Source organism: Halomonas sp. TA22, assembly GCF_013009075.1.
GTDB lineage: Bacteria > Pseudomonadota > Gammaproteobacteria > Pseudomonadales > Halomonadaceae > TA22.
Genome location: NZ_CP053108.1, coordinates 2,392,096 through 2,414,589, shown reverse-complemented (window position 1 = coordinate 2,414,589; position 22,494 = coordinate 2,392,096). Strand labels below are relative to the sequence as shown.

The following is a 22,494-nucleotide window of genomic DNA, read 5'->3' as shown; positions in this document are numbered from 1 at the left end:
CTCAGCTGGATCGGTGGGCGGACGAGCGCCAAGCGAAGGAGTCGGAGGACCTAGCTCCCATGGTGTCAGCCATCGAGTTAGGAGAGTTCCTGGCCACGGATATACCGCCGAGGAAGATGTTATTGGATCCATGGCTACCCAAATCAGGGCTAGCCATGGTCTACGCGCCCCGGGGCATTGGAAAGACTTGGTTCGCTATTTACACCGCTTTGGCAGCAGCCAGTGGCCGAGAGTTTCTTGGCTGGCAGGCGCCGGCCCCTGTGCGCGTGCTCTACCTCGATGGAGAGATGCCGGCTGTAGCCTTACAGGAGCGGCTGGCGGCCGGAGTGGCCAACGGCTTTGTGGTGAGCGCCCCTGGCTCCCTGAACATCATTACACCAGACATGCAGCCTGACTTCCGGCCGATGCCTGACCTTTCCACCCCGGAGGGTCAGTTGCTTCTTGAGCCCCACAGCGATGCCGCCGACCTGATCGTGGTGGATAACATTGCCACCCTCTGCCGCTCTGGCAGGGAAAACGAGGGCGAGAGCTGGCTGTCGGTACAGGGCTGGGCGCTTCGAATGCGGGCCATGGGAAAGAGCGTGATGTTCGTCCATCATGCCGGCAAAAGTGGGCAACAACGGGGATCCAGCCGCCGTGAGGACGTACTCGATACGGTGATCGCCCTCAGATACGCCAAAGGTGATGACACGCCTCAGGGCGCCCACTTCGAACTGCACTTCGAGAAAAACCGGACGTTCTATGGTGACGATGCCAAGGCCCGTGAGGTGACGCTGGTCAGCGACGAGAATGGCAGCACATGGGGGTGGCAGCATCTCAACGACAGTACATTCGACCGTGTGGTGGATCGGCTCAATGAAGGGTTGAGCCAGAAAGATGTGGCCATCGAGTTGGAGGTCAATAAGGGCACCGTTTCCAAATACGCCCGTAAGGCCAGGGAGGCCGGACTGCTGATCAATGACAAGGGGGACAAATGATGGCCGCCCCGCATCCCGAGTTGCCAGTTGCGCCCCCTAGGGCAGGCAACTGGCAACTTTCAGCCGATGAAGGGCGGAGTGATAGCAACGCCTCATGCAACCCAACGGCAACCAATGATCTCCAAGCTATTGCTATCAGCAGGTTACATAAGATCAGAGGTAACAAGGATGCCAACCTCCAGACAACCGACGAGTTGTCAGGCGTGCAACTTCCACCCCCTATCGAGGCAACCGGAGTTGCCACCCCTGGCCCCCCCGCCGAGGGGGCTGGAAGGCTCGAATGGATCGTATGGATCGCCAGCCGGGTACCGATGGTGAGAAAAGACCGAGAATACGTCTGGGCACAGCTAATGAGCTTGCCGCCCAGCCGCTTGGCACCAGTGGCGTGCCGCTACGTTCAGCGGTGGCATGAGGTTGCTGCCGCTGAGCTCAAGGAGCATCGCAAGGAGAATGCAGGCAGGCGCGCAGCCAACCGCAGCTTACTCTCTTTAGTGCAGCTGGGGAGCGGAAATGGAGGTGCCATCTCTTGTTGATTGATGACGCCATTCACGAGGCCTGTCGCCTTCAAACCAGCCTGAGATCGAGCAGGCCAAACGCATAGACGCAAAGCTATCGGAAGGGGCTTAGGCCGGGCTGGCCCGTGCCCAACTGAGACACCTGGTCGGCATGATCCACACGGTCGCCGATCAGGCCGGTGAGGCAGACGCAAATAATGAGGTGGTCGTTGCCCAGACTACAATGGCTCAATCATGAGCCGGCTCTAGCTCACTCTGCCCTTAGCGCCCTTTTGCTGTGTATCATGGCGTTAACACAAAAGCATCAGCACAGCCAAGCCGGGGTTCACCTTGCATACCGAAAGCCATTCCCAGACGGCCGCCTTCATCTGGTCCGTTGCCGACCTGCTGCGCGGCGATTTCAAGCAGTCCCAGTACGGTCGCATCATCCTGCCGTTCACGCTGTTGCGCCGCCTGGAGTGTGTGCTCGAGCCGACCAAGACCAAGGTGCTGGACGCAGCTCGGGAACACGCCAGCAAGCCGGATGCGGTACGCGAGAAGCTGCTGCTGCGTGCCGCCAGCCAGCAATTCTTCAACGCCTCGCCCCTGAGCCTAGCCACGCTCTCCGACACCCAGACCGCCGACGACCTGATGAGCTACGTGCAGGCGTTCAGCCAGGATGCCCGCGAGATCTTCGAGCACTTCCACTTCGAGGATTTCGTCCAGCAGCTCAGTGCCAACAACCTGCTCTATCAGGTGGTGCAGCGCGTCGCCAGCATCGACCTGAGCCCGGATCGGATCAGCAACTACGGCATGGGCGTGATCTTCGAGGAGCTGATCCGAAAGTTCGCCGAGAGCTCCAACGAGACTGCCGGGGAGCACTTCACCCCGCGCGACGTGGTACACCTGACCACCTCGCTGGCGCTCACCGGGCGCGACGACAAGCTGCGTCCGCACCGCATCGTCACCGTCTACGACCCCACCGCGGGCACGGGCGGCTTCCTCTCCGAGAGCGACGATTACATTCAACAGGTCAGCGAGGACGTGACCGTCTCGCTGCATGGCCAGGAGTTGAACCCCGAGTCCTACGCCATCTGCAAGGCGGACATGCTGATCAAGGGGCAGGACGTCTCGCAGATCAAGCTCGGCAACACGCTCGCCGACGATCAGCTGGCCGGCGAGAAGTTCGACTTCATGCTCGCCAATCCGCCGTTCGGTGTGGAGTGGAAGAAGGTCCAGAAGCAGGTCACCGACGAGCACAAGCAGCGTGGTTACGACGGCCGCTTCGGTCCCGGCCTGCCGCGCGTCTCGGATGGCTCGCTGCTGTTTCTGATGCACCTGGTCAGCAAGATGCGCGACCCCCGCGAGGGTGGCGGCTCACGCATCGGCATCATCCTCAATGGCTCGCCGCTGTTCACCGGCGGGGCCGGCAGCGGGGAGTCCGAGATTCGCCGTTATCTGCTCCAGCATGATCTGGTCGAGGCCATCGTCGCGCTGCCCACCGACATGTTCTACAACACCGGCATTGCCACCTACGTATGGGTCCTCTCCAACAGCAAGCCGGACGAGCGCCGGGGCAAGGTGCAATTGATCAACGCCACCGAGCGCCACACCAAGATGCGCAAGTCGCTGGGCAGCAAGCGCCAGTTCATCGACGACCGCAACATCGAGGAGGTCGTGCGTCTGTTTGGCGCATTCGAGGAGACCGAGGAGAGCAAGATCTTCCCAGTCGAGGCCTTCGGCTACCGGCGCATCACCGTGGAGCGCCCGCTGCGGCTCAACTTCCAGGCCAGTCCCGAGCGCATCGAGCGGATTCTCGACGAGAAGCCCATCCAGAAGCTTGATGAGGCCGAGCAGCAGGCGATCCTGACGGCGTGCCGAACGCTGGATGAGGATACGCTCTACCGCAACCGTAACGCCTTTACCAAGGCACTGAAAGCCGCCATCAAGAGCAAAGGGATCAAGCTCGGCGCCCCAGCGCTCAAGGCAGTGCTCAATGCGCTGTCCGAGCGCGATCCGGAAGCCGAGATCTGTACCGACAAGAACGGCAACCCCGAGCCAGACACCAGCCTGCGCGATAACGAGAACGTGCCGCTGGACGAGTCGGTATTCGACTACTTTGAGCGCGAAGTACAGCCCCACGTGCCGGATACCTGGATCGACAAGGACAAGCGCGACGAACTGGATGGGCGTATCGGCATCGTCGGCTTCGAGATCCCGTTCAACCGACACTTTTACCAGTTCGTGCCGCCGCGCCCGCTGGAAGAGATCGACGCCGACCTGAAAGCCTGCACCGACCGGATCAAGGCGATGATCGAGGAGCTGTCGGCATGACGTTTCCGAAGTACCCCAAATACAAGGACTCCGGTGTCGAGTGGCTGGGGGAAGTGCCGAGTCATTGGGAACTTAAGCCGCTTTGGACGCTGTTTCAGCGTGTTAAGAGAACAGGCTTCAAAAATGAGGAGCTCCTCTCTATATACCGGGACTATGGTGTTGTTCCAAAATCATCGAGGGATGATAACTTCAACAAGCCGTCTGACGATTTGGATAGCTACCAACTCGTTGATAAAGGTGACCTTGCTATCAATAAAATGAAAGCTTGGCAGGGCTCTGTGGCTATAACGGATATAAGAGGAATTGTAAGCCCTGCGTACCATGTTTATGCAAATTTGAATGATGAAGTGTCGCGCTATCTGCATCACCTGATGCGTTCAAAAGAATATATTTCAGGTTACCTTTCTAATTCAAAAGGTATCCGAGTGAATCAATGGGACCTTGAGCCCCAGCAGCACTCTCGTATGCCAATTTTATTACCGCCAAAGGACGAACAGGCTAAAATTGCCACTTTCCTCGACCATGAAACCGCCCGCATCGACGCCTTGGTGGAAGAGCAGCAGCTCCTGATCGAACTGCTCAAGGAAAAGCGCCAGGCGGTGATTTCGCATGCCGTGACCAAAGGTCTCGATCCCGATGTGCCAATGAAGGATTCCGGCGTGGAGTGGCTAGGGGACGTGCCGGCGCATTGGAAAGTAGGTAAAGTAAAACACGTATCGGCAATTAGTGGCGGTTATGCGTTTAACAGCAATGAATTCTCTGAGTCTGGCGTTCAACTAATTCGGATCGGAAATCTTTATCAAAGCAAACTCCAACTTAATCGAGAGCCTATCTACATTCCAGTGGCGAGCAGCGAAAAGTACAAGAACTTTGAAGTGAAAAGGGGTGATCTGCTGATGTCTCTTACAGGAACTCTTGGCAAAAGAGACTATGGATTTGCTGTAATGTATGATTTAGACGAGCCTAGCTTGCTAAACCAGCGAGTTGCTAAGATAACTCCTTTATCAGGGAAGATGGAGCCAGCTTTCCTACTTTTGTTGCTTCAGTCTGAAAGCTATTTGAATCAGATATACTCACTTCCATCAGGAACAAAACAAGCAAATCTTTCCAACTCGGATGTGCTTTCGCCGTGGATTGCGGCCCCTTCTTGTTTGCAAGAGCAAAATAAAATTGTCAATAGAGTTTCTGACTTCACTTCACGGCTTGAGCAACTCATTAACAAAACGAGCTTTGCAATCTCACTGTTACAAGAGCGCCGCTCCTCCCTAATTTCTGCCGCCGTCACCGGCAAGATCGATGTGCGGGGTTGGCAACCCCCAGCGCAAACAACCGAGGCTCGGGAAGAAAGCACTAGTACGGAGGCGCTATGACCCAGGGCCGCAGCATTCGCCTGTTTCTAGTCGATGGTACGCCCAACGGCCTGCTCACCGCTGAAATCATGAACTGGACCGGCCACGTGCTCACCGGACCACGCACCAAGCTCAGCGAACTGGTGCAGCGCTCCGAGTGTGGGCGCACCGGTATCTATTTTCTGGTTGGCCCGGACCCGGACAATAGCCTGCGCCCGCTGGTCTATATCGGCGAGAGCGACGATGTCGGCACTCGCTTGAAGCAACATAACCGCCCCGAAGGCCAGGGCGGCAAGGATTTCTGGGAGAAGGTCTGCTTGATCACCAGCAAGGACCAGAACCTGACTAAGGCGCACATAAAGTACCTGGAGAGCCTGCTGATCAGGAATGCCGGTGATGTAGGGCGCTGCAAGCTGGTCAATGGCACCGCTCACGATTATGGCAACCTGCCGGAATCCGATCGGGCGGATATGGCGTTTTTCATCGAGCAGATCCGTACCGTATTGCCGGTGTTGGGGTTCGACTTCCTGCGCGACTCCCATGGTCCCGAAAAGCATGCGGAAACGGCTTCAGATATGGCCGGGTCACCACGACTCGCCATGCAGATTCCCAAGCTAAGCATCCACGCCAGTGCACAGGAATACGAAGGCGAATTCTTCGTCATGAAAGGCTCTTTGACACGCGCTCAATGGGAGGCCAAGGCAACCGGATACCACACGCTGTTTGCCCAACTCTGCGATGAGGGCGTACTCGTCGATGCGGGCAACGGTCTGCGGCGTTTCACAAAGGATCAAGCCTTCTCCAGCCCCAGCGCCGCTGGCGCCATCGTGGCCGGCTACAACGTCAATGGCCGTACTGTTTGGAAAGTCGAGGGCACCGGCCAGACCTACGGAGAATGGCAGGACCAGCAGGTCAGTGCCGTCGAGCCGGCAGCGGAAGCAGCACCGCAATAACTCAATAACAAGGAGCCGGAATGGCCGATAGCAGGGAACACCAGTTTCAGCAGGACATCATCGACGCCATGGCTACCGGCGGCTGGAAAGCAGGCTCGGCCAGCGGTTACGACCGGACCAATGCCCTCTATCCCGAAGATTTGCTCGGCTACTTCCGCGAGGCGTATCCGGGCCGGTGGGAGAAGCTCTGCAAAAACAATCCGCAGAACCCCGGGGCGACGCTGATCAAGGCGGTAGTGCGCGAGCTGGAGCGTCATGGCACGCTCGAGGTGCTGCGCCATGGCTTCAAGGTGCCGGGCATCAAGATCGACCTGTGCAGCTTCCAGCCCGATCATGCCATGAACCCTGACTCGCTGGCGCGCTACCAGGCCAACCGCCTGCGCGTGGTGCCGGAAGTCTCCTACTCGCCCCACTTCCGTGACGGCTACAACCCGCGCCTGGATCTGGTGCTGTTCGTCAACGGCATTCCCACCGCGACGCTGGAGCTCAAGAGCGAGTTCAAGCAGTCGGTGGAGAACGCCAAGCGCCAGTACCGCCAGGATCGCCCGGTGAAGGACCCGGTGACACGCAAGCCCGAGCCATTACTGACCTTCAAGCGCGGCGCGCTGGTGCATTTCGCGGTGAGCCAGGACGAGGTGGCGATGACCACCAAGCTCGCCGGCAAGGACACTTTTTTCCTGCCATTCAACCAGGGCACGGAAGATGGCGGTGCCGGTAATCCGCCCGCACCGGACGAGAACCACTACGCCACGGCTTATCTCTGGGAGCGAATTTTCCAGCCCCAGGCCTGGCTCAAGATCCTGGGCCGTTTCCTGCACCTGGAGCAGAAGATCAGCGAGGACTTCCATGGCCGGCGCCAGACCAAGGAGACGCTGATCTTCCCGCGCTTTCACCAGTGGGATGTGGTCAACCAGCTGCTCGACGCCACCCGCCGCGAAGGACCGGGCAAGCGTTATCTGGTGCAGCACAGTGCCGGCTCGGGCAAATCCAACTCCATCGCCTGGGCCGCACATCAGCTGGCCAATCTCTACGATGCGGACGGCAGCAAGCTGTTCAACTCGGTGGTGGTAGTCACCGATCGGACGGTGCTCGATAGCCAGCTGCAGGACACCATCTACCAGTTCGAGCATGCCCGCGGCGTGGTGTGTCCGATTACCCGCGACGTGGGCAACCAGAGCAAGTCCGAGCAGCTCGCCGAGGCGCTGGCCAACAACACGCGCATCATCATCGTGACCATCCAGACGTTTCCGGCGCTGTTCGATGCCCTCGACAAGCGCCCGCAGCTGGCCGATGGCCGCTATGCGGTGATTGCCGACGAGGCGCACTCGTCACAGACCGGCTCCTCGGCGACCAAGCTCAAGGCCCTGCTGGGCGCCAGTCAGAATGAGAATGACGAGGATAGCGACTCGGGTGAAATCAGCGCCGAGGAGCTGCTCGATGCCGCCGTGGCGGCCCGCCAGCCCAGCGCCCGTATCAGCTATTACGCCTTCACCGCCACGCCCAAGGCCAAGACGCTGGAGCTGTTCGGGCGCCCGCCCGATCCCGAGTTGCCGGCAGGGAACGACAACAAGCCCGAGCCGTTTCATCTCTACTCCATGCGTCAGGCCATTGAGGAGGGCTTCATCCTCGACGTGCTCAAGAACTACACCACCTATGGCACCGCCTGGAAGCTGGCGCATCCGGATGGTGAGGACCAGGAAGTCGAATCGAAGAAGGCCTCGCGTACACTGGCGCGCTGGGTGCGTCTGCATCCCTACAATATCTCGCAGCGCGTCGAGGTGATCGTTGAGCACTACCGCGAGAACGTGAAGCACCTGATTGATGGCCAGGCCAAGGCCATGGTGGTCACTGCCAGCCGCCAGGAGGCGGTGCGCTACACGCTGGCCATGCGCGCCTACGTGGAGGAGAAAGGTTATCAGGACGTGCACCCGCTGGTGGCGTTCTCGGGCAGCGTGCTGCCCGACGAGGCGATCCCGGAGGAAGTCACCGAGACCAGCACCCTGCTCAACCCCGGCCTCAAGGGGCGCGACCTGCGCGACGCGTTCGATACCGACGACTACAACGTGATGATCGCCGCCAACAAGTTCCAGACCGGCTTCGATCAGCCCAAGCTCTGCGCCATGTACGTGGACAAGAAGCTTCATGGCGTGGACTGCGTGCAGACCCTTTCGCGCCTCAACCGCACCTTTCCCGGCAAGCAGACCTTCATCCTCGATTTCTTCAACGAGCCTGAGGAGATCCGCGAGTCGTTCGCGCCCTACTACCGCAAGGCCGAGCTCGCTGATGTCTCGGATGCCAACGTCGTTTACGACTTGCAGAAAAACTTGGATGACGCAGGCATCTATCACTGGGCGGAAGTGGAAGCCTTCGCCAAGGCGTTCTTCGATCCCAAGGCGGCTGCCAGCAAGCTGAGCTACTACTGCCAGCCGGCCAAGGACCGCTTCACGACGCGCTACAAGGCGATGACCGACCAGATCCAGACCTGGCAGGCAGCACGCCGACAAGCGGAAAAGAATAGCGACAAGACCGGGTTGCACCGTGCCGAGCAGGAGCTCAAGGACGCCGGTACCACCCGTGACGAGCTTGACTTGTTCCGCAAGAACCTGCAGAGCTTCGTGCGTGCCTACGAGTTCCTCTCGCAGATCGTCCACTTTGACGACCGCGAGCTCGAACAACTGAGCGTCTACGCCAAGCACCTGCACCCGCTGCTGCGTGTCGATCGCCTCGACGAGGAGGGTATCGACGTCTCCGAGCTGGAGCTGACCCACTACCGCCTCACCAAGCGCGCTGAGCATCAGCTACGGCTTGAGGAGGAAGAAGGCGACTACGGCCTCAAGCCGGTCAGTGAAGTTGGCTCAGGCAAGCCCCACGACCCCGAGAAGCAGCGCCTGGCCGAAATTATCGACAAGCTCAACGACCTTTACGGCGCTGAAGTCAGCGATGATGACAAGCTGCACTTCGCCAACGGCATTGCCGATCGTATTGAGCGTGACGAGGCCGTCATGGCGCAGATGCGTAATCACAGCGAAGATCAGATTATGCATGGCCTGTTCCCCAAACGGGTCACCGACGCCGTACTCGACGCCATGAGCGATCACGAGAAGCTCAGCATGCCGCTGCTGGAGGACGAGGAGACCGGGCGGCAGTTTGCGCTGTTGATTCTGAAGCTGCTCGCGGGGAGGACTGGGGGAGATGTGCAGTTAATCACATGAATTCATGGGTTTAATGAAAGCCTGTCTCCGAATGCTTGCTATTTGTCATGGGCTGTTGTTGTGTCGTCTTTCTGTCTCGGCGATAAAAGTAACTAAAGTCATGATTTTAATTTTTTCCCCATGACTAAAGACATCTAGCTTGACACAAGGCGCCATTTGGCTATCTATGAAATTGCTTTTTAGTGGAGGGGCGGAGCTTGAAAGTTTTTTACCAGGCGGGAAGAGGTTGGAAGCAATCACCTATGCTCCCACATGAATGGGGCGATGCTGTTGTTCTGTCTTATAACAACTGGGATGATTATTCGTACAGAACAACCCTTAATGCTGCAGTATTTGTAAATGGAGATAAAATCTTTTCTTTTGCTATAAAAATAATGATTGAAGATGTAGATGACACAGCGATATACCTTGAGGAGATTTCTAACGAGAGCTGGGATGGGGAGTTTCCAATTCCGAACAAAGAATATATATCCGTTCCAAGTGACGTGGACTTTTATTCAGCTCTCCTCGGAAAGCTTGAGGCAAAAAAGGCAAAAGAAGTTCTTCTTAATCTCAGGGATGCTGGCTATTTAGAAAAAATTGAAAATGACCCATCAATAGAAAGCCTTGTGAAAGATGATAAATTTATAACATCTCTATTAAGAGAAGCAGGTGCGAAAAAGGCATATAGAGATGGCTGGCGAATATTCGAAGAGCACGGCGACTCATCAATAAGCGACTTCACTCTTAATATTAGGACGAGAGAGGGCAGCGTACAGCCTGTCAATTTCATGTTTAACTCTGCAGTTCTTCCGTATGACATTAATGTACTTATTGGTGCGAATGGAGTTGGCAAGTCTCATTGCATTAAATCTTTGGTTGAGTACTGGCTTGGCATTGATAGTGGAAGCAAGACTGAACTTGAACGTTTAGATCATGTCCCTTTTGATGGATTCCCTAACTTATCAAAACTTATACTCGTTTCTTATAGCCCATTTGAGAACTTTGTTCTAGATATTGAAGATGAAAATTTAATTGAGAAGAATGCTTATAAATATTTTGGTTTTAAGAAAAGACTTGAGCAAGATGGCGTGGAAAAAATCCGCGTTAACCACAATTTACCGGCGACCGATTCGGTGACCTCCCTGATCAAAGCACTTAAAGATGATGAAAAGCTTGGCTTTATGCCTAACTGGATAGGCAAATTTAATGTTATTAGCACTGTTTTGAAAGAAGCTTTAGGCTGCGAAAAGCTGGCTGTAAAGCTTAAAGACGGCCTTGATGAAAACAATCCTTTCCTCCCGGAATACTTATTTAAGATGGGCGGCGAGCAGTATTTAGAACTAGACAGAAAAACACACGAAGAGCTAAGCTTTGACATAATTGATTATGAAGATAGGATCGATTACAGGGAAGGCGTTGTCTTTGTCAGGCAAGGTAAAAAAATTGAACTTAGCTCAGGCCAGAGGCTGTTTTGCTACATAGTTATTAACATTGCTGGAGAGATAAGAAGGGATAGTTTGGTCGTTATTGATGAGCCCGAACTTTTTCTCCACCCTACATTTGAAATTAAATTTATATCAATGCTAAAAAAAGTATTGTCCTCATTTAAGTCAAAAGCAATACTTGCCACTCATTCGCTAACTATCGCAAGAGAGATCCCAACTAAGTGCGTGCATGTTTTCCACGAGATAGAAGATGGATTGCTTGTAACCTCACCCCCTTTCGAGACATTCGGGGGAGATATGCAAAGGATATCTTCATATGTTTTTGGTGACTCCTCCTTGAGCAAACCTTTTGACGAGTGGCTTGAAGAAAAACTTATCGAATATGGTAGTGCCAAGAGGGTTATTGATGAACTAGGGGAAGAGATTAACGAAGAGATAATAATGAAACTGACTGGCTTGGAGGAAGGAAATGGTAAGTAAGGCTGTCGCTCCAGAGCTTGCTCCCGCAGAGGTATTTGAAGTAGCTTTTCGCGAAAGAGTTCATTTTAAGGATTTCTACAATCGAATAAGAGAGGATTGGTGGAGAAACATCTCAATATATATTGCACATGAGGGGGATCCTGCCGTCGTCCATCCTCTTGCTTTGTGCATGTATACTGATGACCAACAGCAAGCCAAAGACAGAAAAAAATCGTTAATCAATTTGTACTATCCGCAAAAGGGGAGCTGGCTTCACTCAAATCTTTATAAAATGAGGCGGAATCATGATCTTATTTTCTGCCCTTCATGCGGTGAGTCGGGAACTCCAACAACCCTTGATCACTACCTTCCTAAAACAGAATTCCCCGAGTTTTCTGTCCTTCTGCATAACCTGACACCGATGTGCACTATCTGTCAGGAAGAAAAGGGAACAGAGTGGGTAACAGATGAAGGTGGAAAAAAATTTCTTCACCCCTACTACGACGATATTTTATTCCCTTTGATTAAAATAGATTTTTACGAACCCTTTAAAACTCCCTCCTTTAATATACGTATTCATGATGGCGTCCCTGCAGACTTACATGATTTAGCAAGCAACCATATTGAAGGGGTTGGCATAAACAGAAGGCTAAAAGAGTTTAGCAGAAAAAAATATATCCAGTTACTTAAAAATGCCATGATGCATCGTAACGGCAATCGAAAAATGCTTTTTAGAGAAAAAGTGGATATGTTCTTAGAGCATGAAGAGTATGTTTCGATTAATCGCTGGGAGGCCGTATTCTATCGGTCAGTTTTGGAAGATCAGAAACTATTGCATTACCTGGAGAATGGAGAGCTTCCGCGGCATCTGTAGCCGAGCTTGTACAGGCTCTTCGTCGCTGGATGTGGAATTCACCCCCTGAACTGGGCTAGGAGCTGGACCTATCGCACTCGACCGCTGTCGGCGTGGACGAAACAGCCTTTCGACGAGGTCAGCGCTATATCACGGTGTTCCTCGACATGCAGTGTCAGCAGGAAACGATGATCTTCGACGTTCCTGGGCATGGCAAGGCCGACATCACAGCATTCAGCGCCTTCCAGGCGGAGCATGGCGGCGCCCAAGACAATGTGGTCGAGGTGGGCAGCGACATGTCTCAGGCCTTCTTGATCGGCGTGACCGAAAATCCCTATCTGTTAACGTAGTTGTCACCTAAACGAAATGAGAGGTGATCAACATGCATTACCCCGCAGAGCGTAAGGAAGCCATCCTCAAGAAGAAGGCACCGCCCATGAGCATGTCCATCCGCATGTCCATCCCGAAACTGACCGAGCATGAAGGCATCACAGCGGCAGCCCGCTAAAGTTGGCGGATGGAGTCCAGAGCACTAAGTCACCGTATAGCGACATCATTAGCCAATCATGTTCAACACATCGCCGTCGGCATTAGATCGCAACTTAGTGCGGATGAAAAGCAGCTGGCAATCGCAGGACACCCAATGGCCCAAGCAAAGGAACAGGCTTTCGTTCAGCCGGGGCCTAGGCTTATCGGTTCAGATTGCCAGTTGAGCAACGGAACAGGCTACAGACTATCGAATCACTCGCATTTAATTGCCGCCATGGACCTATAGTACTGTTTCAGCGATATTGATCGACAAAAGCGGGAGCAGCTCCGTAAAGGCTCCCGCCTCGGTTACCTATCTTTTTGCACTCAGCCTGGCTTTCGCTGCGATACCCAGGATTGGCTGCGGCCTACCACGGTACCACGCATTTCCTGAGTGAAGGACTCTAGATCAGCCAGCACTTCATCCTGAGAAGCATCCGGTAACGCTATCAGCACGCCTAGCGTAGCATTCGTTTTCTTCACGATCACGTCGCGCCCCGCAACTATCATGTCCCCGGTCTGGGCATCACGCACATAGCGCACGTTCCCATCAGTCTCCGCCTTTCGTACGCCCAGCGCTTCAAGGCTTGTCGCTAGACCCAGAAGATCGCGGACCTCACCGTCGATAGAACGATCGGCACTATTCAGCATTACGTCGTTTGCCATGATCTTCTCCCTAGGGCTAGTGAGTGCAGCTGCAGCGCAGATTAAGGTCGTTCCTGTCATCGGAGTATATCTCCGAGCAGCTCGGACAGACCTTCAGGCGTGCGCTTTGACCGCCAAAATTCGAGAGCGCAGCCTCAAGCCGCTTACGCTCGACGGCGCTTATGAACCTTTTGCTTATGCCCTCGCTCGTGAACTCAGCTCTCCACGGCTGCTGTGGGTAACCCTCGGCCTGCCTGTGCTGAAGTAATGGCGTCACGATGCTGATATTCTCGGGGATTTGATTTTTCGTAACAGCGAGAAAGAAGCCCAGACCTAGCTCTGCACTCGGATGCTTCGGATGCTTCGGATGCTCATAGAAGAGATCCTTGCGTGCCATGCGACCCGGCTTAAGATCAGGTGCCGGAAACTCGACTAGGGTGGGCTCGTTTTCAGAGACCCATTTTGCGAATGAGCCAAACGGCAAACCGAACCCTCGCATGTGCTGCCCACCGAGGAAGAGCAGGTGCTCCTTAAGGTTGTGCGAAGGTAAAGCAGGCAGGAGGTCACATGCTATAGCGGAGCTCGCTGAGGAGGGAGGAAGCTCGGGAAGTTTCATTTCCTTGAGCAAGCCCATGCCGATCGACCTGAATGCCGGGGCGAACAGTAGCCGTTGTGTATAGACGAAAAGCCCATGCTGGCGGATGTGCTCTGTGATGATGGCGGCCACTCTCAGTTTCTGGAACTGAAATTCCACCGGGTCTGGCAGAGGCTTGCGCGAACGCTCGTAAACGCGGCGTAGAGCTTTATCTGCACGCTCGGACACAATATCGTCACGCAGGACACGCCCCCACGTTGAAAATGCGTTACTCGCGACGTTTTCCTGGCCTTTATCGATTACGACGGGGATACCCAGCCTCTTCATGTCCTCGAAGCTCGAGACACCGCGACCGAGGAGCGCAGCTTGTATAAACTGCTGGCAATTTTGTAACTGTAGCGGCAGATTTTCTGCCTGGATAGCACTGGCTGCTGATTGCGCCACGCGCATTGCGATAGATGCCATGATGCATCCTCCCTTGGAGGGTTATTTGCCAGACACGACTGCTGGGGGCCGTGTGCAATGCTGGCAAAAAGGATTGCATCGGGCACAACGGGTGCTACGGGTGGGGCTCGTTGCGGGCCTTGGATGTAAGCAGCATCGGACAAGGCGACCAAGCAACAACGAGATTATGGTCAATATTTTGGATGCCAGTCAAGCAGCTCCACTGAGGTAAGCCAAAGGGCTAGGCTGCCGCCTCCAGCGTGAAGCGAACTCATTGGCCGGGCATGAGCAGAGCATACCTTAAGGGGCATATTTGGGGGCATAAAAATAAATAAAAATAACAATAGCTTTGTTTATTCAGTTATTTACCAGCCGAATTAGATGGACGCCGCCTCCACCAATCAAGCATACGAATCAAGCACCTACGGGTGCTTTTTTCGTTCATGGCATACGCTAAAGCTTCTTGCCGCCCTCCCAGCCAATTAAGTGTTCGCTAATGGCGACACGCCTGCAACCGTTTGTAATTACTCCTTGGTTGACTATACTTACCGAAAATTGATCAAACCAAATCATACTGCAGGGACGCATAATGATGAAAACTCTCGCTGTGGTTGCGGCTTGTGTAGTGACCGCTGGGGCTGTCGCGTTGAACATGACTTCGACAGAGGTCAAATCCAAGCCCTTGTCCGCCGATGATCTCACCTCGGAACAGCGGCGATACTGCGACCGGGTCGACCAATGGAATAGGGAGGAGATGCTCGGCGTGGATCGACACAGGCGCTGGGGGAGTCCAGATACCAAAGGCGTCTACATGCAGTGGTGTGCCAATCGATAAAAGAGGCCGGATTGGAGCAGCCATGGCCGTCGGTGGTCATATCGCGATCAGCAGCATCGAACACAGGGTCGCGCCGATGCAGAATGGCCAGAAACGGCTTTGGCGCTCCTCCGGCAACTCCTCCTTCATGACGTTGAGCACCAAGCCTCCGGCCAACAGTGCATAGAGTGTGCTGGTGATCGCCTCGCTCACTTCGATAAGCCACCCGATTCCCCAACCGACAACCACCGCCGCTGAGAGCACCCACCTCCCCTTGCTCAGGTAAGCATGGCGATGATGCTGAGCCAGTGCATGATCGTTGACTAGAAAATGGAAGCCCATGGCAAGAAAGAAGAACAGGATCTCCAGAAAGGCGGTTTCGCGAAAGACCAATAGATAGCCGATCAAGGCGTTGTAAAGGGCAAAGGCGCCGATATGAATCCAGAAGACGCCCGTGTCGCTCTCCTGTCCAGGGTCTTCGGCCTCCGCCCTCTTGCGATGTTTCTTAGCCCAACACTCGAGTCCATAGAAGACGCCCAGCCCGAACAGGGCAACAAGATAGGCGTGATGCTCGATAAAGCCGATGACGCCCTGATCACCCAATGTCTGTTGCGCTTCCTGGAGCTCCGGGAATATATGAATGAATACATAGGCCACCGAGACACCGCCCGCAAACGAGAGCCAAGCGCTGCGTGGAATCTTGTTCTGGTAATGAAGCTTGCCGGCAAACAGATGCACGAGGGAGAGGCTCAAGACGAAGCATGCTTGCACGAGCATGGTCATTCGGCACGCCCTCGGTGGCCAAGGGCACTCGGTACCGTCATATGTGGAGCAGGGCTCAAGTCACTTGAACCGAAGGCAAGTTCGAAGATATCGCTTGGGTACGTCAATGTCTTAGCCATGCCGAAAGTGTAGACGAGTGCCGCCGTTGACACTGCACCAACTTCTGACCCGCGCCAGGAGACACCCGCTCTGCTCCTTGCACCTCTTCCCAAGCAATGGAATGATTCGGCCGTCCGGCTTTCGAGGACGCCATTGCTGAGGAGGCTTAATGTATAAGGAAATATGGAGTTCGGTTCTCGCCGGTGCGCTGCTGATGGGTACAAGCCTGGCAAGCGCAGAGGAGGAGAAGGTGTTTGGCTGGGTGGAGAGGGCCTCGGTCGAGCCTTGGGGCGTGGTGGTCAAGGCCAAGCTCGACAGCGGCGCATTGACATCATCGCTGGATGCTCGCGATATCGAGATTTTCGAGAAGGAGGGAGAGGAGTGGGTACGCTTCCGCCTCGAGCTCGATGACGAGAGCAGCGATGAGACGCTCTCCGAAGTGCTCGAACGTCCGCTCTATCGCGATCTCACCGTGCGAGGCGCAGGTGGCCGCTCCGAGCGTCAGGTGGTACTGATGGAAATCTGCCTGGGCGATACGATTTATGAAGAACAGTTTGGCCTGCGCGATCGCAGCGAGATGCTCTATCCTCTACTGCTTGGACGTCGCACTATCGAACACCTGGGGCTACTGGATGTGAAGAACACTTTCTTGATCGACCCCGAGTGCGGCGAGGATGCCGAGGTCAAGCGCTATACCTCGGATGACGAGGACGCCTGAGACGGGCATGAGCGGTGGCAGCGCCCAAGCCAGGCACTGCCAGCGCTACTCCCCGCAGGAAGCTTGGGCGTGGCGGCGGTTCAAGCGAGTGCCTAGGCGTACGCCAGACACCACGCCGCCCATCCACAGTCCTAGTGACAGCACGACATACCCCGCTGCCTGCCGCCACTCGCCCTGATCCGCCAGGCTTACCACTTCCAGGCTGAAGATGGAGAAGGTGGTGAAGCCACCGCAAAATCCCGCCATCAGAAACTGACGCAATAGCGGTGATGATCGAAAGCGCCCACCCTCCTGAGTACACACCGATACCAGGCCGATCAACACCGACCCCAGCACGTTCGCCACAAGGGTACCCCAAGGGTAACCAGGCCCCAGCAGGGAGAGAAGCCCGATCGATACCAGGTAGCGGGCAATGGCGCCCAGGGCGCTGCCCAGCGCGACGGCGGCATAGAAACGTTGCGTGTCGCTCACATGTTGCCTCCCGCCAGCAACGACACGAGCCATTGGCCTGTGCCGATACCCACGGCAGCGGCGAGCAGGCAACCACCAAGCGATGCCGCCACATTGGCCACCCCCTGCCAGGGCCGCATACCCTGCAGTAGCGCAAGGCTCTGCAGGCTGAAGGAGGAGACCGTGGTATAGCTGCCGAGCACGCCGACCGCCAGCAGCAGCCATAGCCCGGTTACCGCCCCGGCCGGAGTCGCATCCGTCACCCCCACCAGCAGGCCGAGCAGAAGGGCACCACTGGTATTGACAGCAAGAGTGCCCCAGGGAAAGCCCTCCCCCCAGCGAGCAGTGATGCGTGCTGTCAGCCAGACTCTCAGCACTCCCCCCAAGGCACCGCCTATTGTCACCACTAGCAGTGGGCCTAGCGTTGTTGGCATGAAACGTCTCTAGACTCTTCTTTCTTCGCGTTGGCACAAAAAACCACCCGCAAGGGGTGGTAAGCGTTTACTGCCTGCTTGCCAAAACAGGAGTCAGCGAGCGTGAGATCGCCCCATGTCCCGAAATGGTGATGGCCGGCGTGAAGAGGCCATCATCATGTGATGCTCGAGCTCGTCGGCGTGGCATTTGAACGCCAGGCATTCGACGCAGCGAATATCGGTATCGAGATCATCTAGGGTAGGGATCGTGAAGCGATCGTTACCGCACACGTTACAACGTAATTCAAGCGATACATTCAACATCCTTTTTCTCCCTTCGCACCGCCCGTGCTCGAAAGTCCGGGCGCATCCTTGCTGCTCTTACCGCATTTTTCGGCCAAAGACCGACTTATGAAGTATGGCATAAGAGATTAGAGATGCATAATTGCTGTATAGAAACTGCTAGACTCAAGCGGGCTGGCGATCATGACGCCATACCTCATGGCTTGTCTGGGATGAGATGCCATGCTTGTGATGGCACTCGCCGCAATGTCATAAGCCCCCCTGACTACGCTGATTCATGGAGATTAAAGCGTGCTGTATCCACGTCACCTCTTCCTGCTGCTAAGCGGGCTATTGGTCGCCCTACTGCTGACCTGCCTCCCCGCTCAGGCTCAGCAGCCCGATCCGCCCCCCGATTCTCCGGCCTACTCCACTCTGGCCGATCTGCTAGAAAACGATACGTCGCGCAACCGACTCATAGAAGAGCTGCGTGGTCTGGCCCAACAGGAGAGCGTTGCCGGGCTCGAGGGCAATATTTCCGCCGAGGCGATAATTGCCAGCCGCCAGGCAGCCCAGGAGGTCTCGCTTCCTCGACGGCTGGCCGAAGCCACCAGCAGCATCGCCAGTTACGCTGGCAGTCAGTTCACCAACATGGTCTCCGCCATCGATGCCTTGTTCCGGGGCCAGCCCGGCGACGGAGCGTTCGATCTGGATGGGCTGATCACGGCGACGATCAACCTAGCGCTGGTGATCATCGCCACCTTCGCGCTCTTCCTCGGCTTCCGCCGCCTGGCCAGGCAGGTGTTTACCCGCCTCAATCAGTGGTCGCTGCAGAGCGGCGGCATGACGCCCTTGGTGCGCCTGGTCCTGGCCGTCGCCATGGCGGCGGTCGTCGACGTGCTGGTCGTCGCGCTCGCCTATGTCGGCGGTAACTTGCTCGCCACCTTCGTCATCGGCGAGACCGGCGAGCTCTCGATCCGTGCCTCGCTGTTCCTCAATGCCTTCCTCATCATCGAGCTGTTCAAGGCGGCGGTGCGCATGCTTTTCTCGTCGCGTTACGACCGGCTGCGCTTGCTGCCCATCTCCTCCGAGGAAGCCTCCTACTGGAATCGCTGGATCGCGCGGCTGATCGGTATCGTCGGCTACGGTCTGATGGCGGTGGTACCGCTGATCAATGCCTATCTATCTCCCGCTCTGGGCGAGGCGGTCGGTACCCTGCTGATGCTCGGTGCCTTCTTCTACGGCGTGACCTTCGTACTCACGAACCGGCTCAAGCTTCGTCATGGCCTCGAGGCGATCGCCGAACGCTCCAGCCTCGGCGCCACCCGCTTTTCGCTGCAGTTGCTGGCCCATATCTGGCATTGGCTGGCGATTCTCTATTTCCTGATGGTGCTGGTCATCACGCTGGCCCGCCCCGCGGACGCGCTGCCCTTCGTCATGCAGGCCTCGCTCTACACCATCCTCCTGGCGGGAGCCGGCATCCTCATCTCCAGTCTGCTGACCCAGACGATCGGCCACCACATCACGCTCTCCGATGACCTGCGGCGCAAGCTGCCGCTGCTGGAACCCCGATTGAACTCCTATATCCCCAATGCGCTGCGCTTCATCCGCTTCGTCATCCTGGCCATTGTCGTCATGCTGGTGCTGAACGTCTGGGGCGTCTTCAATCTCGCCGCCTGGTACGCCTCCGACCTGGGCCGCACCATCGTCGGCAGGACCATCAGTGTCGCGGTGATCCTGATGCTGGCGGTCACCGCGTGGCTGGCGCTCGCCAGTCTGATCGAGCACAAGCTCAACCCCGAAACGGGGACCGGCGAGCCCGACCCGCGCGCCAAGACACTGCTCTCGCTGTTTCGCAATGCCTTGGCGATCGCTCTGGTCACCATGACGCTGATGATCGTGCTCGCGCAGGTCGGCATCAACATCGGGCCGCTCATCGCCGGTGCCGGTGTACTGGGGCTGGCGATCGGCTTCGGTGCCCAGAGGCTGGTCCAGGACATCATCACCGGGATCTTCATTCAGATCGAAAATGCCATGAATACCGGCGACGTGGTCACGGCCGGCGGCATCACCGGAACCGCGGAACGCCTCAGCATCCGCTCGGTAGGCATTCGCGACCTGTCGGGAACCTACCATATCGTCCCCTTCTCGAGTGTCGACACGGTGTCCAACTTCATGCGCGACTTCGGTTACCACGTCGGTGAATACGGTATCGCCTATCGCGAGAACATCGACGAGGCCATCATCGCCCTGCGCGAGGCCTTCGACGAGCTGGCCGCCGACGAGGAACACAAGATGAATATCGTCGCGCCGCTGGAGGTGGCGGGGGTCGTCGCGCTGGGCAACAGTTCGGTGAATATTCGCGTGCGCATCAAGGCCAAGCCAGGCACCCATTGGGGCATTGGTCGCGCCTACAACCGGCTGGTAAAGCTGCACTTCGACGCCAAGGGCATCGAGATACCCTTCCCGCATACCACGCTCTACTTCGGCCAGGACAAGACCGGCTCGGCACCGCCCGCCAATCTGCGCGTCATGCAGCAAAACTTCACTATCGACGGAAGCCCCGCCGGCCAGCCGAAAGCGGCCGGCAGCCAAACGGATGACCGCTTCGATCCCCGCGCCAGACCCAACCCAAAGACCGGGGAGAACTTCGACGAGGATTGATGAGCCTGGAGCGGCTCCACCCGGCTCCGGCGACCGAAGTCGAGGGAGTCGAACTGGCAGAATATGGCTTGAAAAATGTGTCCGCTCCGACATGCACCAGAGCCTCTTCGACTTCCCTGCCCTTGCCAAAACGCATTACAACTTATTATAAATTAAATAGTTACTTTCAGGCCGCTTCAGGATATCGCCATTGAGCTACGAGACACCTCATGTTATAGCGCCCTGACTACCGTTGAGGTTCACGTGGATGTGTCATACTGGCGGCCATCACCGATCAAGGTTCGGCGCATGGATTCCATCAATACTCTTTTTCTCCTCAGCGGCTTTCTTCTTGCGCTGAGCATTCTGGCCAGCCGACTCTCGTCGCTATTCGGCCTGCCGCTGCTGGTCATCTTTCTCGCCCTGGGAATGCTGGCTGGCGAACAGGGCGTGCTGGGCATTCGCTTCGACGACTATTCGATGGCCTTCATCATCGGCCATCTGGCCCTGGCCCTGATCCTGCTGGATGGCGGGCTACGTACACGACTCTCTACCTTTCGTGCCGCTTTCAAGCCCGCAATGTCCTTGGCCACCGTCGGGGTTTTTCTGACCGCTGGCATCACCGGGCTGATCGCCATGTGGATCTTCAACCTCAGCCTGATCGAGGGGTTGCTGATAGGGGCCATCGTCGGTTCGACCGACGCGGCCGCGGTGTTCTCGATGCTCAATGGCCAAGGCGTAAATATTAACGAGCGTGTCAGCGCCACCTTGGAAATCGAATCCGGCACCAACGATCCCATGGCGATCTTCCTCACCATCATGCTCATTGAGCTATTGGTAGGGGATATGGGTGGGATCCTAGACACCTTGCTATTCCTGGTGCAACAGTTCGGGGTCGGCATGGCAATCGGGGTAGTTGGTGGCTTACTGGCCGCCCGCCTGATCCGCTGGGTGGACTTGGCCGCAGGGCTCTACGCGCTGCTCGCCTTGGCTTTGGGCTTCTGCGTATTCGGCCTGACCAGCCACTTGGGGGGTAGCGGTTTCCTGGCCATCTATCTCACCGGCTTGATGATCGGCAACCAGCCGGGCAAACATCTCAACTTCATTCTTCCTGTGAACGATGGCCTGGCCTGGCTGAGCCAGATCGGCCTCTTCCTGGTGCTGGGGTTGCTGGTCAATCCGGCCGACCTGCTCGAGTACGCGCTACCAGCCTCGATCGTCGGTCTGGCACTGATCTTCGTGGCTCGCCCATTGGCCGTTCTCATATCGGTCAAACCGTTCTTCAAGTTCCGTTGGCATGAAATCGGTTTCATCTCCTGGGTGGGCCTTCGAGGTGCGGTTCCCATCGTACTGGCGATCTTCCCTGTCATTGGCGGCGTCGAGGATGCCTCACTCTATTTCAATGCCGCCTTCGCTGTCGTACTAATGTCGCTATTGATCCAGGGAGGCACCATCTCCTTGATGGCCCGCTGGATGAAAGTGGAGGTACCTCCCGGTGTTGAGCCCAATCATCGTGGCCCCCTTGGCATCCTGCCCGAGAACGACTATGAGATGTATGTCTATCGAGTCGAGAACCCGACCCTGAATGATGCGCCGATCCGCATGCTCCGCTTCCCATCGGGTGCCTTGATCTCTGCCCTCTTCCGCGAACACACCATGTTGCACCCCAAGGGCAGCACCCGGCTACAGTTAGAGGATGTGGTCTGTGTCATCGGACGCAACGAGGATCTGCCCGCCTTAAACCGGCTGTTCAGCGGAGAAGCGCGGCTCAAGAAGACACAAGAATTCTTTGGTCCCTTCACCATCAATGCCGAAGCCAAGCTGGTGGATATTGCTCAAGCCTATGGTCTGTCGATCACGCCCGGGGAGGGGGAACTGTTATTAGGAGAGTTCATTGCCACACGCGTCGGCGGCCATCCCGTGGTAGGCGATAATGTGAGTTGGCACGGCATCCACTGGGTGGTCAGCGAAGTGCAGGGCGACAAGGTCGTCAAGGTGGGCGTACGCTTCTACTGAGCTTAG

Annotated in this window: 18 protein-coding genes; 13 read left to right on the top strand and 5 right to left on the bottom strand. The window is 56.3% G+C overall.

The window, feature by feature from the left end:
* Nucleotides 1-59 precede the first annotated feature (59 nt).
* From HJD22_RS11285 to HJD22_RS17990, 10 genes are all read left to right on the top strand, one after another.
* Entirely contained in the window at nt 60-977 is a 918-nt protein-coding gene (locus HJD22_RS11285) for an AAA family ATPase (protein WP_208655157.1), read from the top strand.
* Between the two features lie 280 nt (nt 978-1,257).
* A complete protein-coding gene (locus tag HJD22_RS17995) occupies nt 1,258-1,389 on the top strand; it encodes a hypothetical protein (protein WP_283101630.1) in 132 nt (43 codons plus the stop codon).
* Between the two features lie 433 nt (nt 1,390-1,822).
* Nucleotides 1,823-3,805, top strand: coding sequence for a class I SAM-dependent DNA methyltransferase (locus HJD22_RS11280; RefSeq protein WP_208655158.1), 1,983 nt, complete (start codon nt 1,823-1,825; stop codon nt 3,803-3,805).
* Nucleotides 3,802-5,175, top strand: coding sequence for a restriction endonuclease subunit S (locus tag HJD22_RS11275; protein WP_208655159.1), 1,374 nt, complete (start codon nt 3,802-3,804; stop codon nt 5,173-5,175). Before HJD22_RS11280 ends, HJD22_RS11275 begins: the two co-directional genes overlap by 4 nt.
* Nucleotides 5,172-6,107: a GIY-YIG nuclease family protein gene (locus HJD22_RS11270; protein WP_208655160.1), complete on the top strand. Its 936-nt coding sequence runs from the start codon at nt 5,172-5,174 to the stop codon at nt 6,105-6,107. Before HJD22_RS11275 ends, HJD22_RS11270 begins: the two co-directional genes overlap by 4 nt.
* Before the next feature lie 20 nt (nt 6,108-6,127).
* Nucleotides 6,128-9,319: a type I restriction endonuclease subunit R gene (locus HJD22_RS11265; RefSeq protein ID WP_208655161.1), complete on the top strand. Its 3,192-nt coding sequence runs from the start codon at nt 6,128-6,130 to the stop codon at nt 9,317-9,319.
* Nucleotides 9,320-9,516: 197 nt separating this feature from the next.
* A complete protein-coding gene (locus HJD22_RS11260) occupies nt 9,517-11,226 on the top strand; it encodes an AAA family ATPase (RefSeq protein WP_248730221.1) in 1,710 nt (569 codons plus the stop codon).
* A complete protein-coding gene (locus HJD22_RS11255) occupies nt 11,216-12,079 on the top strand; it encodes a hypothetical protein (protein WP_208655162.1) in 864 nt (287 codons plus the stop codon). Before HJD22_RS11260 ends, HJD22_RS11255 begins: the two co-directional genes overlap by 11 nt.
* 92 nt (nt 12,080-12,171) lie before the next feature.
* Nucleotides 12,172-12,408 carry a transposase gene (locus tag HJD22_RS11250; RefSeq protein WP_208655163.1) on the top strand — a complete coding sequence of 79 codons (237 nt, stop codon included), beginning with the start codon at nt 12,172-12,174 and terminating at the stop codon, nt 12,406-12,408.
* Nucleotides 12,409-12,440: 32 nt separating this feature from the next.
* Complete coding sequence (locus tag HJD22_RS17990; RefSeq protein WP_283101629.1) at nt 12,441-12,566, top strand: hypothetical protein; 126 nt, start codon at nt 12,441-12,443, stop codon at nt 12,564-12,566.
* A gap of 347 nt (nt 12,567-12,913) precedes the next feature.
* Here the strand turns inward: HJD22_RS17990 and HJD22_RS11245 are convergent, their stop codons facing one another.
* From HJD22_RS11245 to HJD22_RS11235, 3 genes are all read right to left on the bottom strand, one after another.
* Nucleotides 12,914-13,252: a hypothetical protein gene (locus HJD22_RS11245; protein WP_208655164.1), complete on the bottom strand. Its 339-nt coding sequence runs from the start codon at nt 13,250-13,252 to the stop codon at nt 12,914-12,916.
* 16 nt (nt 13,253-13,268) lie between these two features.
* Nucleotides 13,269-14,291, bottom strand: coding sequence for a hypothetical protein (locus tag HJD22_RS11240; RefSeq protein WP_208655165.1), 1,023 nt, complete (start codon nt 14,289-14,291; stop codon nt 13,269-13,271).
* A gap of 850 nt (nt 14,292-15,141) precedes the next feature.
* Nucleotides 15,142-15,867, bottom strand: a complete 726-nt coding sequence (locus HJD22_RS11235; RefSeq protein WP_248730220.1) for a hypothetical protein — start codon at nt 15,865-15,867, stop codon at nt 15,142-15,144.
* Nucleotides 15,868-16,135: 268 nt separating this feature from the next.
* On the opposite strand from HJD22_RS11235, the gene HJD22_RS11230 reads away from it, so the two are divergent.
* Nucleotides 16,136-16,684 carry an ATP-dependent zinc protease gene (locus tag HJD22_RS11230; protein ID WP_208655166.1) on the top strand — a complete coding sequence of 183 codons (549 nt, stop codon included), beginning with the start codon at nt 16,136-16,138 and terminating at the stop codon, nt 16,682-16,684.
* Nucleotides 16,685-16,729: 45 nt separating this feature from the next.
* Here HJD22_RS11230 and crcB read toward each other — a convergent pair whose 3' ends face one another.
* Entirely contained in the window at nt 16,730-17,155 is a 426-nt protein-coding gene (gene crcB / locus HJD22_RS11225) for a fluoride efflux transporter CrcB (protein ID WP_248730219.1), read from the bottom strand.
* The gene (locus tag HJD22_RS11220; RefSeq protein ID WP_208655168.1) at nt 17,152-17,568 is read right to left on the bottom strand and encodes a CrcB family protein; all 417 of its coding nucleotides are present in this window, start codon (nt 17,566-17,568) and stop codon (nt 17,152-17,154) included. The genes crcB and HJD22_RS11220 overlap by 4 nt, the downstream gene beginning before the upstream one ends.
* Before the next feature lie 573 nt (nt 17,569-18,141).
* On the opposite strand from HJD22_RS11220, the gene HJD22_RS11215 reads away from it, so the two are divergent.
* A complete protein-coding gene (locus HJD22_RS11215; protein WP_208655169.1) occupies nt 18,142-20,493 on the top strand; it encodes a mechanosensitive ion channel domain-containing protein in 2,352 nt (783 codons plus the stop codon).
* 288 nt (nt 20,494-20,781) lie between these two features.
* A complete protein-coding gene (locus HJD22_RS11210) occupies nt 20,782-22,488 on the top strand; it encodes a potassium/proton antiporter (RefSeq protein WP_208655170.1) in 1,707 nt (568 codons plus the stop codon).
* Nucleotides 22,489-22,494 lie beyond the last annotated feature (6 nt).